Annotated in this window: 13 protein-coding genes and 2 tRNA genes; 13 read left to right on the top strand and 2 right to left on the bottom strand. The window is 72.2% G+C overall.

The genetic code is table 11. The features are described from left to right. The first annotated feature begins 497 nt into the window (after nucleotides 1–497). From dnaN to BJZ21_RS00275, 8 genes are all read left to right on the top strand, one after another. Nucleotides 498–1640, top strand: a complete 1143-nt coding sequence (dnaN, locus tag BJZ21_RS00310; RefSeq protein ID WP_179661929.1) for a DNA polymerase III subunit beta — start codon at nucleotides 498–500, stop codon at nucleotides 1638–1640. A 139-nt stretch (nucleotides 1641–1779) separates the two neighbouring features. After that, nucleotides 1780–2682 (top strand): phosphogluconate dehydrogenase (NAD(+)-dependent, decarboxylating), encoded by a 903-nt coding sequence (gnd, locus tag BJZ21_RS00305; RefSeq protein ID WP_179661928.1) that lies wholly within the window; start codon nucleotides 1780–1782, stop codon nucleotides 2680–2682. Nucleotides 2683–2704: 22 nt separating this feature from the next. Beyond that, nucleotides 2705–3967 (top strand): DNA replication/repair protein RecF, encoded by a 1263-nt coding sequence (recF, locus tag BJZ21_RS00300; RefSeq protein ID WP_179661927.1) that lies wholly within the window; start codon nucleotides 2705–2707, stop codon nucleotides 3965–3967. After that, the gene (locus tag BJZ21_RS00295; protein ID WP_179661926.1) at nucleotides 3957–4619 is read left to right on the top strand and encodes a DciA family protein; all 663 of its coding nucleotides are present in this window, start codon (nucleotides 3957–3959) and stop codon (nucleotides 4617–4619) included. The genes recF and BJZ21_RS00295 overlap by 11 nt, the downstream gene beginning before the upstream one ends. Nucleotides 4620–4919: 300 nt before the next feature. Next, complete coding sequence (gene gyrB, locus BJZ21_RS00290) at nucleotides 4920–7034, top strand: DNA topoisomerase (ATP-hydrolyzing) subunit B (protein ID WP_425490496.1); 2115 nt, start codon at nucleotides 4920–4922, stop codon at nucleotides 7032–7034. 51 nt (nucleotides 7035–7085) lie between these two features. After that, on the top strand, nucleotides 7086–9854 hold the full coding sequence (gene gyrA / locus BJZ21_RS00285; protein WP_179661925.1) for a DNA gyrase subunit A: 2769 nt from the start codon (nucleotides 7086–7088) through the stop codon (nucleotides 9852–9854). Next, nucleotides 9851–10429, top strand: a complete 579-nt coding sequence (locus BJZ21_RS00280; RefSeq protein ID WP_179661924.1) for a DUF3566 domain-containing protein — start codon at nucleotides 9851–9853, stop codon at nucleotides 10427–10429. The genes gyrA and BJZ21_RS00280 overlap by 4 nt, the downstream gene beginning before the upstream one ends. Nucleotides 10430–10529: 100 nt before the next feature. Next, nucleotides 10530–10606, top strand: a tRNA-Ile gene (locus BJZ21_RS00275). A 174-nt stretch (nucleotides 10607–10780) separates the two neighbouring features. Here BJZ21_RS00275 and fdhA read toward each other — a convergent pair. Together fdhA and BJZ21_RS00265 are read right to left on the bottom strand one after the other, a co-directional pair. Next, nucleotides 10781–11995 (bottom strand): formaldehyde dehydrogenase, glutathione-independent, encoded by a 1215-nt coding sequence (fdhA, locus tag BJZ21_RS00270; RefSeq protein ID WP_179661923.1) that lies wholly within the window; start codon nucleotides 11993–11995, stop codon nucleotides 10781–10783. Between the two features lie 49 nt (nucleotides 11996–12044). Further along, nucleotides 12045–12863 carry an MIP/aquaporin family protein gene (locus tag BJZ21_RS00265; protein ID WP_179661922.1) on the bottom strand — a complete coding sequence of 273 codons (819 nt, stop codon included), beginning with the start codon at nucleotides 12861–12863 and terminating at the stop codon, nucleotides 12045–12047. A 295-nt stretch (nucleotides 12864–13158) separates the two neighbouring features. Here BJZ21_RS00265 and BJZ21_RS20545 point away from each other — a divergent pair, with 295 nt between their 5' ends. The 5 genes from BJZ21_RS20545 to BJZ21_RS00245 all read left to right on the top strand — a co-directional run bounded on the left by BJZ21_RS20545 (nucleotide 13159) and on the right by BJZ21_RS00245 (nucleotide 15782). After that, a complete protein-coding gene (locus BJZ21_RS20545) occupies nucleotides 13159–13284 on the top strand; it encodes a DLW-39 family protein (RefSeq protein WP_218851191.1) in 126 nt (41 codons plus the stop codon). An 11-nt stretch (nucleotides 13285–13295) separates the two neighbouring features. Then, nucleotides 13296–13371 (top strand) — tRNA-Ala (locus BJZ21_RS00260). 35 nt (nucleotides 13372–13406) lie between these two features. Further along, a complete protein-coding gene (locus tag BJZ21_RS00255) occupies nucleotides 13407–14393 on the top strand; it encodes a hypothetical protein (protein WP_179661921.1) in 987 nt (328 codons plus the stop codon). Nucleotides 14394–14589: 196 nt separating this feature from the next. Further along, nucleotides 14590–15435 carry an SURF1 family cytochrome oxidase biogenesis protein gene (locus tag BJZ21_RS00250; protein WP_179661920.1) on the top strand — a complete coding sequence of 282 codons (846 nt, stop codon included), beginning with the start codon at nucleotides 14590–14592 and terminating at the stop codon, nucleotides 15433–15435. After that, the gene (locus tag BJZ21_RS00245) at nucleotides 15432–15782 is read left to right on the top strand and encodes a DUF3817 domain-containing protein (protein WP_179661919.1); all 351 of its coding nucleotides are present in this window, start codon (nucleotides 15432–15434) and stop codon (nucleotides 15780–15782) included. The genes BJZ21_RS00250 and BJZ21_RS00245 overlap by 4 nt, the downstream gene beginning before the upstream one ends. The last annotated feature ends 16 nt before the right edge of the window (nucleotides 15783–15798 follow it).

Raw genomic sequence — 15798 nt, 5'->3', positions numbered from 1 at the left:
CAGGCCTCGAATCACAGGCACCCGGCCTGTGGAGCGCCTGTGGTCGGCGGCCACCGATCCCGGGACGGCCTGTGGACAACCCGGTGGGCGTCGCCCGGCGCCGGACCCGACTGCACATTTCTTGTGACTCCTCCCGAGGCTGCTCCACACCCCCTGTGCACCCGACTCGCCACGCTGACCTGCGCGGACGGGAGTTATCCACAGTTTCCACGGTTGCTGTGACTCCCACGGACCGTCAACTGGATCGAATCCCGGTGAACATCCACTCCGCCCCCTGCCTGGGGACAACCTCCTAGGTCCACCCCCTCGGGCAACCCCCGTCAGGACCCACGAGGACCCACCACCAGCGGCCCCCGCCGGGCCCTGCCCCGGGCCCTCCTCGGGGGAATCCCCACCGAACCTCCCGCGCCCTCGCGGCGCATGGCAGGATGCACACCCCAGACCTCGCAGCCACAACGTGCACCGTTGTGATTCCACGAACCGAAGGAACACCCACTGTGAAGTTCCGCGTCGAGCGCGACGTGCTCGCCGATGCCGTCGCCTGGGCTGCCCGCAGCCTCCCCGTCCGTCCGAGCGTCCCGGTGCTCGCCGGCCTGCTGATCGAGGCGAGCGACGAGGGCCTGGTCCTCTCGACCTTCGACTACGAGACCTCGGCCCGCGCCACCCTGCGCGCGGACGTCAGCGACGAGGGCCGCGCGCTGGTCAGCGGCCGGCTGCTCGCCGACATCTGCCGCAGCCTGCCCGCCAAGCCGGTCGAGATGGTGCTCGACGGCTCCCGGGTGTCCCTGACCTGCGGCTCGGCGCGCTTCAGCCTGCAGACGATGCCCGTCGAGGACTACCCCACGCTGCCCGAGATGCCCGCCGCGACCGGCACCGTGCAGAGCGACGAGTTCGCCCACGCCGTGGCGCAGGCGGTCACCGCCGCGGGCCGCGACGACATGCTGCCGGTGCTGACCGGCGTCCGGATCGAGATCGAGGGCTCGAGCATCTCGCTGCTCGCCACCGACCGGTTCCGGCTCTCCCACCGCGAGCTCGGCTGGAACCCGCGCACCCCCGACGAGTCGCTGGCCGCGCTCGTGCCGGCGAAGGTGCTCGGCGACACCGCCAAGTCCCTGACCGCCGGCAGCGAGGTCACCATCGCGCTCGCCGCCTCCGGCTCGGGCGAGGGGATCATCGGGTTCGAGGGCGCGGCGCCCGGCGGCGTACGGCGGACGACGACCCGGCTGCTGGACGGCGAGTTCCCCAAGGTCCGCAGCCTGTTCCCCAGCGAGCACCAGACCAAGGCGCTGGTCGACAAGGGTGCGCTGATCGAGTCGGTCAAGCGCGTGGCGCTGGTCGCCGAACGCAACACGGCCGTCCAGCTCGCGTTCAGCGACGGCGTGCTCACCCTCGACGCTGGCTCCGGCGACGAGGCCCAGGCCTCGGAGTCGATCGAGGCGACCGTCAACGGCGAGGACATCACCACGGGCTTCAACCCGCAGTTCCTCCTCGACGGCCTGGGCGCCATCGACCAGCCGGTCGTCGAGCTGGCCTTCACCCAGGCGTCCAAGCCGGTCGTGATCAGCGGGTCCACGGGCGAGGACGGCGGCGAGGACTCGCCGTTCCGCTACCTGCTGATGCCGCGTCGACTGCTCTCCTGAGCCGGCCCCGACCGGTCCCGACGGGATGGCCACCGGCTCGACGAGCGGTGGCCGACGGGGTGGCCGGCGGGGTGGCCGGCCCGGCGTACCCCGCGGGGAACTAGCCTGACGAGCACCTGCAACCTTGAGGAGCACACGCATGGAGATCGGACTCGTCGGACTCGGCAAGATGGGCGGGAACATGCGCACGCGGCTGCGCGACGCCGGGCACACGGTGGTCGGCTACGACCGCAACGCCGAGCTCTCCGACGCCTCGAGCCTGGAGGACATGGTCGGCAAGCTGCCGGCCCCGCGCGTGGTCTGGGTGATGGTGCCGGCCGGTGACCCGACCCGCGAGACCGTCCGGACGCTGCGCGACCTGCTCGACGAGGGCGACCTGGTCGTCGACGGCGGCAACTCGCGCTGGACCGACGACCAGGAGAACGCCGCGCTGCTGGCCGAGCGGGGCATCGGGTTCGTCGACTGCGGGGTCTCCGGCGGGGTGTGGGGGCTGAAGAACGGCTACGCGCTGATGTGCGGCGGCTCCGCGGAGGACGTCGCCAAGGTCCAGCCGGCCTTCGACGCGCTCAAGCCCGAGGGCGACTCGGGGTTCGTGCACGCCGGCCGGGCGCCGGGCGCGGGCCACTTCGCCAAGATGGTCCACAACGGCATCGAGTACGCCATCATGCAGTCCTACGCCGAGGGCTTCGAGCTGCTGGAGAAGGTCGACCTGGTCGAGAACGTCACCGAGGTCTTCGACTCCTGGCGCGAGGGCACCGTGATCCGCTCCTGGCTGCTCGACCTGCTGGTCGAGGCGCTCAAGGAGGACACCCACCTCGACCAGATCGCCGGCTACGCCGAGGACTCCGGCGAGGGCCGGTGGACGGTGGAGGCCGCGATCGACCACGCGGTCCCGCTCAACGTCATCGCCGCGTCGCTGTTCGCCCGGTTCACCTCCCGCCAGGAGGAGAGCCCGGCGATGAAGGCGATCGCCGCGATGCGCAACCAGTTCGGCGGCCACGCCACCCGCACCGCCCCGCCTCCGGGCGGGGACGCCTCCTGACCCGACCCCTGGCTGGCCCGCGTTGTACGTCTCGCACCTGGTCCTGCACGACTTCCGCTCGTACGCCGCCGCCGACGTCCGGCTGGAGCCGGGCGTCACCGCGTTCATCGGCCGCAACGGGCAGGGCAAGACCAACCTGGTCGAGGCCGTCGACTACCTCTCCCGGCAGTCCTCCCACCGGGTCGCCACCGACGCGCCCCTGGTGCGCGCGGGGGCGGACCAGGCGGTGGTCCGAGCCGCCGTCGTGCGCGACGGCCGCACCGCGGTGCTCGAGATCGAGCTCAACCCCGGGCGGGCGAACCGCGCCCGGGTGAACCGGTCGCCGCTGCCCCGGTCGCGGGACCTGGTCGGGATCCTGCGCACCGTGGTCTTCTCCCCCGAGGACCTGACCCTGGTCAAGGGCGACCCGTCGGACCGGCGCCGCTTCCTCGACGACCTGCTGGTGCTGCGCACGCCCCGGCTGGCCGGCGTGCGCAGCGACTACGACCGGGTGCTCAAGCAGCGCAACTCGCTGCTGAAGAACCTCGGCGCCGCGCGCCGGGGCGGCCGGGACGCCCAGGAGGCGGCGCTGGGCACGCTGGCCGTGTGGGACGAGCACCTGGCCCGGACCGGCGCCGAACTGCTCGACGAGCGGCTGGCGCTGGTGCGGGCGCTCACGCCGTACGTCGGGGCGGCGTACGAGACCGTGGCCCGCGGCGCCTCCCGCGACGACGCGGGCCTGGAGTACCGGCCCTCGTTCACCCTCCCCGGCGACGCCGGCGAGGCGCCCCCGGACCGGGAGACGCTGGCCGGGGCGCTGCTGGCCGAGGTCGAGCGGCGTCGCCGGGAGGAGATCGACCGCGGGCTGTCGCTGGTGGGTCCGCACCGCGACGACCTGCTGCTCTCGCTCGGCCAGGGCGAGGCCGGCACCCGGCTGCCGGTGAAGGGCTATGCCTCGCACGGCGAGTCGTGGTCCTTCGCGCTCGCGCTGCGGCTGGCGTCCTACGACCTGCTGCGCGCCGACGGCGACGACCCGATCCTCATCCTCGACGACGTCTTCGCCGAGCTCGACACCGAGCGCCGGGCCCGGCTCGCCGAACTGGTCGCCGGCGCCGAGCAGGTGCTGGTCACCGCGGCGGTGGGCGCCGACGTGCCCGCGGCCCTGCAGGGCGCCCGGTTCGTGGTCGCCGGGGGCGAGGTCCGCCCCGAGGTGGATCCCGAGGTCGACCCCGAGGTGGATCCAGGGGTGGACCCCGGCGAGGACGCGGCCCGCGGAGAGCTGTCCGGGGTCGACGATGGTCGGTGACCGCCCGCTGCTTCCGACCGGGCCGACCGAGGGCGCCGGCGACGGCCCCGGCGCGCCGTCGGAGGACGGGGTGGACGCCGGCACGCCGGCCGACCACCAGCGGGACGGCCGGGGGGACGGCCAGGGGGACGGCCAGGAGGACGGCCAGGAGGAGCACCACGACGACGGGCTGGACCTGGCCCGGACCCTGGCCCGGGCGACCGCGCGCGCGGGCGGCGACCCGGCACGCCGGCGGCCGCGCCAGGGCGGGGGCCGCCGGGCGCGGCCGCGGGCCTCGGGCGCGCACCCCGACGACCGGGACCCGCAGCTGCTGGAGACCACGCTGGACCGCCTGGTCGGCGACCACGGGTGGGACCTCGACCTGCGGGTGCACGGGGTCTTCGGACGGTGGCCCGAGCTGGTCGGCGACGAGGTCGCCCAGCACTGCACCCCGGAGTCGTTCGCCGAGGGCAAGCTGGTGGTGCGGACCGACTCCACCGCCTGGGCCACCCAGCTGCGCCTGCTCGCGCCGACGCTGGTGCGGCGGCTGAACCAGGAGCTGGGCCACGGCACCGTCGCCCTGATCGAGGTCCTCGGACCCCACGGCCCGACCTGGAAGAAGGGTCCCCGTTCGGTCCGCGACGGCCGGGGCCCGCGGGACACCTACGGCTGATCCGGTTTCACATGAAACCACCGGCCGGGGGCGGCCCGCGGGAGGACCGCACGAGACGGCTCAGCGGGCCGGCGGACGTACAGGGACCTGACCGAGCCCCTGTTCGGCCGCCCGGGAGGCCCTCAGGAGCCGCTGTGACCGCATTTTCCTCCACAGATCCCCTCCCCGTGCGGCTCGGGAGGTGGAATGCGGGCCTCCAGCGGCTATCATGGATGCCGGGTCGCTGGCCTCTTGTCGCCGCGGCCCTCTGTATGTCCTCGCCCGATCCGGACCCCGGCGGGCCCAGCTGAAGAGGTGCGTGTGACCGACGAGCAGACCGTCGAGAACCCCGTCGAGATCCCGGTCCAACCGATCGGGGGCACCGCACCACCCGACGCCTTCTCCTACGACGCGTCCGCGATCCAGGTCCTCGAGGGCCTCGAGGCGGTCCGCAAGCGGCCCGGCATGTACATCGGCTCCACCGGTGAGCGCGGTCTGCACCACCTGATCTGGGAGATCGTGGACAACGCGGTCGACGAGGCGCTGGCCGGGTTCTGCGACCGGATCGTGCTGACCCTGCAGGCCGACGGCGCGATCCGGGTCGAGGACAACGGTCGCGGCATCCCCACCGACACCGCGCCCGGCGCCGACATGCCCGCGGTCACGATGGCCCTGACCATGCTGCACGCGGGCGGCAAGTTCGGCGGCGGTGGCTACAAGGTCTCCGGCGGCCTGCACGGTGTCGGCGTCTCCGTGGTCAACGCGCTCTCCAGCCACCTGGTGGTCGAGGTCAGGAACCGCGGCCATCTGTGGCGGCAGAGCTTCAGCCTCGGCGTCCCCGACGGCGACCTGGAGCAGGTCCGGCCGATGGAGCCGGGCGAGCGCACCGGCACCACCGTGACGTACTGGGCCTCCACCGACATCTTCGAGTCCACGACGTACTCCCTGGAGACCATCACCACCCGCATCCGGGAGATGGCCTTCCTCAACAAGGGCCTGGAGATCGTCGTCCGCGACGACCGCCCGGCGGCCTCGGAGATCGTCGACGCCGTCGAGGACGAGACCGTCTCCCACCAGGTGGACGAGGCCGGCAGCGACGCGATCAGGCGCGGCGAGGGCGGCGGCATCGAGCAGGTCTTCCGGTTCGAGCGCGGGCTGGTCGACTACGTCGACCACCTCAACCGCCGCAAGGACAAGGCGAACCCCACGGTCATCTCGTTCGAGGCCGAGACGCCCGCGACCGTCGAGAACCACATGAGCCTCGAGGTGGCGATGCAGTGGAACACCTCGTTCACCGAGTCGGTCCACACCTTCGCCAACAACATCAACACCCACGAGGGCGGCACCCACGAGGAGGGCTTCCGCGCGGCGCTCACCAGCCTCGTCAACAACTGGGGCGAGGAGTGGGGGATGATCAAGAAGCGCGAGGACCGGCTCTCCGGCGACGACATCCGCGAGGGCCTCACCGCGATCATCTCGGTCAAGCTCGTCGAGCCGCAGTTCGAGGGCCAGACCAAGACCAAGCTCGGCAACACCGAGGCCAAGGGCTTCGTGCAGCGCGTGGTCAACGACCAGCTCGGCGCCTGGCTGGAGCAGAACCCCGCCGAGGGCAAGGAGATCCTCCGCAAGGCCCAGGCCGCGGCCTCGGCCCGGATCGCGGCCCGCAAGGCCCGCGACCTCGCGCGCAACCGCAAGGGGCTGCTCGGCGGCGGCGGCCTGCCCGGCAAGCTGTCGGACTGCCAGTCGACCAACCCCGGCGAGTGCGAGGTCTTCATCGTCGAGGGTGACTCCGCGGGCGGCTCCGCCCGGCAGGGCCGCGACCCCCGGATCCAGGCGATCCTGCCGATCCGCGGCAAGATCCTCAACGTCGAGAAGGCGCGCATCGACAAGGTCCTGGGCAACCAGGAGGTGCAGTCGATCATCTCCGCGCTCGGCACCGGCATCCAGGAGGAGTTCAACCTGGAGAAGCTGCGCTACCACAAGGTGGTGCTGATGGCCGACGCCGACGTCGACGGCCACCACATCAACACGCTGCTGCTGACGCTGCTGTTCCGGTTCATGAAGCCGCTGATCGAGCACGGCCACGTCTACATGGCCCAGCCGCCGCTCTACCGGCTGCGGTGGAACAAGCCGGCCGAGCACGAGTTCGTCTTCTCCGACGCCGAGCGCGACGCCCTGCTCCGCGAGGGCCAGGCCGCCGGCAAGAAGCTGCCCAAGGAGAACCCGGTCCAGCGCTACAAGGGCCTCGGCGAGATGAACGCCAAGGAGCTGTGGGAGACCACGATGGACCCCGAGCAGCGGCTGATGCTGCAGGTGACGCTCGACGACGCCGCCCAGGCCGACGAGATCTTCTCGATCCTGATGGGCGAGGACGTCGAGCAGCGCCGTTCCTTCATCCAGCGCAATGCCAAGGACGTCCGATTCCTGGATATCTAGCCGTCTAGCGACAGCCCTAGATCCCAGTAGACGCGACCAGAGAGAGCAATCGTGACCGAGACCCCCACCGACGGCACGCCCCCGCAGGGGCCGGGCGGCCGGATCGAGCCCGTCGAGCTGCAGACCTCGATGCAGCGGGCCTACATCGACTACGCCATGGCGGTCATCGTCGGGCGCGCGCTGCCCGACGTCCGGGACGGCCTCAAGCCGGTGCACCGCCGGGTGCTCTACGCGATGTACGACGGCGGCTACCGGCCGGACCGCGGCTTCTCCAAGTGCTCCCGCGTGGTCGGTGACGTCATGGGTCAGTACCACCCCCACGGCGACACCGCGATCTACGACACCCTGGTCCGCCTCGCCCAGCCGTGGGTGATGCGCGCGCCGCTGGTCCAGGGTCAGGGGAACTTCGGCTCGCCGGGCAACGACTCCGCCGCCGCGATGCGGTACACCGAGTGCCGGATGGCGCCGCTGGCCATGGAGATGGTCCGCGACATCGACGAGGAGACCGTCGACTTCCAGCCCAACTACGACGGCCGCTCCCAGGAGCCCGTCGTGCTGCCGGCGAGGATCCCGAACCTGCTGGTCAACGGCTCGGCCGGGATCGCGGTCGGCATGGCCACCAACATCCCGCCGCACAACCTGCGCGAGGTCGCCGAGGGCGCGAAGTGGGCGCTCGAGCACCCCGACGCGACCCGCGAGGAGCTCCAGGACGCCCTGATCGAGCGGATCAAGGGCCCCGACTTCCCCAACGGCGCGCTGATCGTGGGCCGCCAGGGCATCGAGCAGGCCTACCGCACCGGCCGCGGCTCGGTCACCCAGCGCGCGGTGATCGAGGTCGACGAGGACAGCAAGGGCCGCACCTGCCTGGTGATCACCGAGCTGCCCTACATGGTCAACCCCGACAACCTGGCGCTGAAGATCGCCGAGCTCGCCGACTCCGGCAAGGTGCAGGGCATCTCCGACGTCCGCGACGACACCTCGGACCGCACCGGCCAGCGCCTGGTCATCGTGCTCAAGCGCGACGCGGTCGCCCGGGTGGTGCTCAACAACCTGCTCAAGCACACCGAGCTGCAGACCAACTTCAGCGCCAACATGCTGGCGCTGGTCGACGGCGTGCCGCGCACGCTCTCGATCGACGCGTTCATCAGCAACTGGGTCACCCACCAGATCGACGTCATCCGCCGGCGCACCGAGTACCGCCTGCGCAAGGCCGAGGAGCGCGCCCACATCCTGCGCGGCCTGGTCAAGGCCCTCGACATGCTCGACGAGGTGATCGCGCTGATCCGGCGCTCCCCCGACGTCGCCGACGCGCGCCAGGGCCTGATCGAGCTGCTCGACATCGACGAGCTGCAGGCCAACGCGATCCTCGACATGCAGCTGCGGCAGCTGGCCGCGCTGCAGCGCCAGAAGATCATCGACGACCTCGCCGAGATCGAGGCCAGGATCACCGACCTGAAGGACATCCTGGCCAACGTCACCCGCCAGCGGCAGATCGTCGCCGACGAGCTCGGCGAGATCGTGGAGAAGTACGGCGACGACCGTCGTACCCAGATCATCGCCGCCGACGGGGACCTGTCCATGGAGGACCTGATCCCCGACGAGGAGCTCGTCGTCTCCATCACCCGCGGCGGCTACGCCAAGCGCACCCGCGCTGACCAGTACCGCACCCAGCGGCGGGGCGGCAAGGGCGTGCGCGGGGCCTCGCTGCGCGGCGACGACGTCGTCGAGCACTTCATCGCGACCACCAACCACCACTGGCTGCTGTTCTTCACCACCGCCGGCCGGGTCTACCGCACCAAGGCCTACAACCTGCCCGAGGCCTCGCGCGACGCCAAGGGCGGCCACGTGGCCGGGCTGCTGTCGTTCCAGCCGGACGAGAACATCGCCCAGGTGCTGGCGATCCGCGACTACGAGCAGGCGCCGTACCTCGTGCTGGCCACCCGCAACGGCCTGATCAAGAAGACCCGGCTCGCCGACTACAACAGCCCGCGCCAGGCCGGCGTGATCGCGATCAACTTCCGCGAGGACGACGACCAGCTGATCGGGGCGGAGCTGGTGAGCTCCGAGGACGACATCCTGCTGGTCTCCCGCAAGGGCCAGTCGATCCGGTTCCGGGCCGAGGACACCCAGCTGCGCCCGATGGGCCGCGCCACCTCGGGTGTGTCCGGCATGAAGTTCCGCGACGGCGACTCGCTGCTGTCGATGTCGGTGATCCGGGCCGAGCAGGTCGCGGCCGAGGAGGCCGCCGCCGCCGAGCTGGTCTCCGAGGGCGGGGCGCCCGAGGCGATCGCGCCCGGCGACCTGCCGGGGGTCAAGGAGCAGTACGTCTTCACGATCACCGACGGCGGCTACGCCAAGCGCACCCGGATCTCGGAGTACCGCCTGCAGTCGCGCGGCGGCCTGGGCATCAAGGCGATGTCGCTGGCCAACCAGGAGCGCGGTCAGCTGGTCGGCGCCTTCATCGTGGAGGAGGGCGACGAGATCCTCTCGATCACCCAGAACGGCCAGGTCGTGCGCAGCCCGATCGACGAGCAGTTCCGGGCCACCGGCCGCTCCACGATGGGCGTGAAGTTTGTGACGCCGAAGTCCGGGGATGCTGTCGCTGTGGTCGCTCGCTCGGTGGAGGCCAGGGACGACGAGGAGACCGAGGAGGAGATCTCCGGGGACAACTCCGGGGACAACTCCGGCGAGGTCCTCGCGGAATCGCCGTCCTCAGGTGAGGATGCAACAATCGACGGATCCGTGGAGGCCCAGGCCTCCGAGGAGACCGACTCCAGCGAGACCGGCACGCAGGACGCCGGCGAGAGTGAGGACCGATGACGGAACGTCCCGTCGAGCGCACCTCCCCCCGCACCGCTCGTGGTGGGGGGCGCGCCGGACAGACCTCCGGCCAGGCCCCCGCCCGTCCGCCGATCGCTGAGCGCATCTCGGCCAAGCTCGGCAGCGCGGCGGACGAGCACCGGGCCAACGCCAACCCCGAGTCCCGCTCGGTGGTCGGCAAGGCGGCGGCCGGCCGGCGCCCACCGCGCCGGGCGCGGCTGCGGCTGACCCGGCTCGACCCGTGGTCGGTGATGAAGACCGCGTTCCTGCTCTCGATCGCCTTCGGCGTCGTGACGGTGGTCTCGGTGCTGATGGTGTGGTCCGTGCTCGGTGCGGCCGGGGTCTGGGACTCGATCAACCAGACCGTCCAGGACGTCGTCGGCGGCCAGGACTCCGCCGGCTTCGACGTCCAGAACTACCTCGGCACCTCCCGGGTGCTCGGCTTCACGATCCTCGTGGCGGCCGTCGACGTGGTGCTGCTGACCGCGATCGCCACGCTCGGCGCCTTCCTCTACAACATGGCCGCCGCCCTGCTCGGCGGCATCGAGGTGACGCTCGCGGAGGACGAGGGCTGAGACCCGGCGCCGCGCGGACGCCGTTTTGTCGGCCCGCTCGGCGGTGGGGTAATGTCCGCTCCGGTCGCTGGTCGACCACCCCCTGGCACAGCCAGGTCCCGGGCCTATAGCTCAGACGGTTAGAGCGCTTCCCTGATAAGGAAGAGGTCACAGGTTCAAGTCCTGTTAGGCCCACCACGCCAGTTCTCTCCCGGCCAATTCTCCTGGCCGGTTCTCCACCGGCCAGTTCGTCAGGCCAGGTCCCTCCCGGCCCGGGCGGAGCCGATCCGGCTCCCGGCCCGTGCCGCCGCGGCACCCCCGCGGCCGGGCGACTCGCCTGAGCAGCCGCCCGGCCGCGAGGTGCCCGCAGGGTCAGGCAGCGACCATGCCGTGCGGGTCGATGACGTACTTCTTGGCCGCTCCCTTGTCGAACTCCTGGTAGCCCTTGGGGGCCTCGTCCAGGCTGATCGTGGTGGCGCTGACCGCCTTCGCGATCTGCGCCTTGTCGGCCAGGATCAGGTTCATCAGCTGCCGGTTGTAGCGCTTCACCGGGCACTGGCCGGTGGCGAACGCGTGTGACTTCGCCCAGCCGAGGCCGAGTCGCACGCCGATCTGGCCGACCTTGGCGTGCTCGTCGACCCCACCGGGGTCGCCGGTCACGTAGAGGCCCGGGATGCCCAGCGAGGCCCCGGCCCGGGCCACGGTCATCATGTCGTTGAGCACCGTGGCCGGCGCCTCCTCCGCGCCGGCGCCGTGCCCGCGGGCCTCGAAGCCGACCGCGTCGACCGCGGCGTCGACCTCGGGCTCCCCGAGGATCTGCTCGATCATGTCCGGCAGCTCACCGCCCGAGCTGAGGTCGACCGTCTCGCACCCGAAGCTCTGCGCCTGGCGGAGCCGCTCGGCGTTCATGTCCCCGACGATCACCACGGACGCCCCGAGCAGCTGGGCCGAGTGCGCCGCGGCCAGTCCGACCGGGCCGGCCCCGGCGACGTACACCGTCGACCCGGTCGTCACCCCGGCCGTGTAGGCGCCGTGGTAGCCGGTCGGGAAGATGTCGGAAAGCATCGTCAGGTCGAGGATCTTCTCCAGCGCCTGGTCGCGATCGGGGAACTTCAGCAGGTTGAAGTCCGCGAACGGGATCATGACGTACTCCGCCTGGCCGCCGAGCCAGCCGCCCATGTCCACATAGCCGTACGCCGCCCCGGCACGCGCGGGGTTGACGTTGAGGCAGATGCCGGTCTTTCCCTCGTTGCACATACGGCAGCGCCCGCAGGCGATGTTGAACGGCACCGAGCAGATGTCGCCCTCCTTGACGAAGAGCACGTCGTCGCCGACCTCGACGACCTCGCCGGTGATCTCGTGCCCGAGGGTCTGGCCCACGGGCGCCGTGGTCCGGCCACGGACCATGTGCTGGTCGCTGCCGCAGATGTTGGTGGTGACCAGCTTCAAGATGGCGGCGTGTGGAGCCGCCTTCTTCAGGCCCAGCCCCGTCACGACGTCCTGGGGGACCTCGAGCTTCGGGTAGTCGATCGTCTCGACCGCGACCTCTCCGGGGCCCTTGTAGACCACGACTCGGTTACCTGGCATGACGGCTTCCTCCTTTGTTGGTGGCTTTGATGGTGGCTTCGTCGGTGGCTCAGTCCTGGTCGGTGGGTGCCTGGGTCGGGGCCGGCGACCCCGGCGACCCAGGCGGCTGGGGGGCCGACGGGGTCTCGGCTGTGTACGAGGCCTCGGCCGCGGCCCGCTCCGCGGGGCGGGTCAGGGCGAGGAGGTCGTAGACGAGGACCGCGGCGATCCCGCCCAGCAGCGGGCCGACGACGTAGACGCCGTACTGGGACCACGGCACGTCGCCGCCGAAGACGCTGAGGGTGAGGTAGGGGCCGAAGGTGCGTGCGGGGTTCACCGAGCCCCCGGTCAGGGGACCGATGAGCAGGATCTCCAGGGCGACGGCCAGGCCGATCATCAGGCCCGCCCAGCCGATCGGCGCTCGCGTGTCGACGGCCAGGGCCATCACCGCGAACAGCAGGATGAAGGTCCCGAGCGCCTCCGCGACGATGCCCTGCCAGTAGGGCACGCCACTGGCGAGCGTGGTCGCGCCCATGCCGAGGTCGACGGCGTCGGTGCCGAAGGCGGCGACGACGAGCAGGCCGCCGACGAACCCGCCGACCAGCTGGGCCGCCACGTAGGGACCCACCTCCGCCCAGGGGAAGCGCCGGGTCACGGCCAGCGAGATCGAGACCGCGGGATTGATGTGGGCCCCGGACACCGGCCCGAAGCCGTGGACGACCAGGGCCACCACGATGGCGAAGGCAAGGGCGACGAACCCCAGGTCGGCGTACCCCAGCTGTCCGCCGCCCACGGTCAGCGTGGCCACCACGGACCCGGCTCCGAAGAGCACCAGCAGGGCCGTCCCCACCAGCTCGGCGGCCAGCCGCCGCAGGAGATGAGTCTGCATCCCCGTCCTCCCCGTAGTAGGACGGCCCGAGCGGCGCGACTCCGGTGTCGGATGCGGGTCACGTCACAGGCCCCCGTGTCCTGCACGGTAGGTCGGTCCCTGCCGCGAGACAAGCCCCTCCGGCCCTGCCCCGGGCTCGGCGGATTACCCGCGGGCCGACCCCGATTGCTAGCCTGTGCGCCGGGTCGACCCCGGAACAGGGGACACCGGGCCGGGTCCGCCCGGTCCCCGCGACCACACCCACGTCCGACCCCTGCCAGTCCGGCAGGCGCCCCGACCCAGTTTGGGAGTCACCGTGAAGAAGCTCGTCCTGGTCCTGCTGGCCGCCGCCGGTGCGGTGATCGCCAAGAAGAAGATCGACGAGGGCAAGGCCGAGCAGGCCCTGTGGGCCGAGGCCACCGACAACGTCGAGCGCGGCTGACCCTCCCTCTTGGGGCCTTGGCGCAATTGGTAGCGCACCTGCTTTGCAAGCAGGGGGTTAGGGGTTCGAGTCCCCTAGGCTCCACCAGCACGTCGTCCGCACGCCCCTCGCGGCGCCCGAGGGTGGCGGGCGCCCTGGTCTCGGCAGCGCTCCTGCTGGCGCTGGCCGGCTGCGACGACGTCCCGCCGCCGGACGCGGACTCCTCGGCACCGCCGGCCCGGCTGAGCGGCACCCCGGCGTACGACGCGGGCGCGGAGCCGGCCGAGGCCGTGCTGCCGCTGGTGCCCGCCGACGCCACCACGCTGACGGTCACCGACCTCGACGAGGTACGCCGCCAGCTCGGCGTCCCCGACCTGACCGGCGCGGACCTGAGGACCGACCGGTCCGAGTTCTGGGCGCGGGCGGCGACCGAGGCGCCGCTGCTCACCGAGGGGCAGCTGCGGCCGGAGACCTCCCGGCTCGACCTCGACTACGGCTTCACCGAGGACGACGTCGACTGGGAGGCGCACTTCCGCGGCCCCGACGGCACCGGCTACGTGCTCGCGCTGCGCCCCGGGCTCGATCTCGAACCGGTCCGCCGGGCGGTCCGGGACGGTGTCGCGGGCCTCGCCGGCGCCCGGGTCGTCGCCGGCGAGCACCTCGTGGTCTCCGGCACCACCGCCGACTCGGTTGCCAGCTGGGCGACGGACCCGGCGGTCGTCGGCCTGGTGGGTGACCGCGCGGAGGCGACCTACGTCCGTCGCGGCTGCGTGCCGCTCACCGACGCGCTCGGCCCGGATGCCGACGCCGAGCAGCAGGACCGGGTCGCCGCCCGGGTCACGCAGCTCGACGGCCTCGACGCGTTCGCGGTCTCCTTCGGCGACCACCTGGCCACCGTGCGGATGGCGACCGGGCGCACCGACCTCTTCGACCGCCTGCACCTCGGCGACCACTGGCCGGCGGGTGAGTTCGGCGAGGCCTTCCGCAACGGTGTCGGCGACCCCGCCACCGGCCGGATCGGCTACCAGGTGCCGCGCCCGGCGCTCGCGGCCCGCCTGGTGCTGGGCGAGGAGCTGCCGTTCGCCGTCTGCGACGAGGTGACGCCGATCCCGGAGCCGACCGGCCCCTGATCCGCCGAGTCGGCGCTGGTTGACGGCGTGTGTACGCCGAGTCGGCGCTCGTTGACGCCGTACGCACGCCGAGTCGGCGCTCGTTGGCGCCGTGTTCCCGTGTGGAACGTCAACATGCGCCGACTCGGCGACAGGAGGCCCCGCCCGGTGGGCACCGTCGCCGCGCCGGCGCGGAGGGGTTCGTAGACTTCCCCACGTGCCCTCCCCGCTCGCCCCGCGCTACTGGGGCGTGCACCTGCTGGCGCTGGTGCTGACGCTGGCCGCCGTGGGTCTCGGGGTCTGGCAGTACGACGCGTGGGGGGCCCGCCGCGCGGCCGAGGCCCAGGACCTGACCCGCTCCGCCCCGGTGCCGCTGCGCTCGGTGATCGGGCCGGACGCGCCGTTCCCCGGCGACCGGGTCGGCCAGCCGGTGGTCCTGGACGGCACCTGGGTGCCGGGCGGCACCGTCTACGTCTCCGGACGCGAGCACGACGGCCAGGACGGCTACTGGGTGGTGACCCCGCTGGCGATCCCCGGCGCCCACGACCCCGCGATCCCGGTCGTGCGGGGCTGGGTCGCCCGGCCCGCGCAGGCACCGGCCCCCCCGACCGGCACCGCCCGGATGGTCGGCTGGCTCCAGCCCTCGGAGGGCTCGGGGGAGATGGACAAGGACCCCGGCGACGACGTGCTCCCCCAGCTGCGCACCGCCGACCTGCTCCAGCACGTGCACCAGGACCTTTACGGCGCGTACGCCGTCGTCGCCGACCGGGCCGCGCCGGGCGACTGGCCGGTCGGCGCGGCCGCGACCAACGACGGCACCAGCGGCCTGGTGCACGCCGACCTGCAGCAGCTGCCCCCGGCGGGAGCGTTCACCGCGCTGCGCAACCTCTTCTACGCGATCGAGTGGTGGTTCTTCGCCGGGTTCGCGGTCTTCATCTGGGGCCGGTGGGTGCGCGACGTGCGTCGCGAGGGCGAGCCGGTGGAGACCCAGGCCACTCCCGGGGACCGGGTCGGGGGTGAGCCGGCGGGCGGCCGCGGCGGGTCAGTAACCTCGAGGACGTGAAGAACCTCTTCAACGCCTACCGCGTGCTGGCGATCATCGTCGGCGTGCTGCTCGCGTTCTGCGCGCTGGTGGCGCTCCCCCTGAAGTATCTCGCGACCGAGGGCAGCAGCCTGCAGCGGTTCGGCGAGTCCGCGAGCATCCTGTGGGTCGCCCACGGATGGGCGTTCATGATCTACGTCGTGGTGGCGTTCTTCCTCTCCCGGCGGGCCCGGTGGAGCGCGACGTTCACCGTCGTCGCCCTGGCCGCCGGCCTGATCCCGCTGCTGATCTTCTGGGTCGAGCACCGGGTCACCCAACGGCTGCGGGCCGAGCACCCCGAGCTGGTCTCCACCGCCGAGGCGAGATAGTCCGTGACGTTCCGGC

It is taken from the genome of Nocardioides panaciterrulae, assembly GCF_013409645.1.
Taxonomy (GTDB): domain Bacteria; phylum Actinomycetota; class Actinomycetes; order Propionibacteriales; family Nocardioidaceae; genus Nocardioides; species Nocardioides panaciterrulae.
Note: the sequence above shows the minus strand (reverse complement) of the source record. Positions and strands in the feature narration are given on the sequence as shown.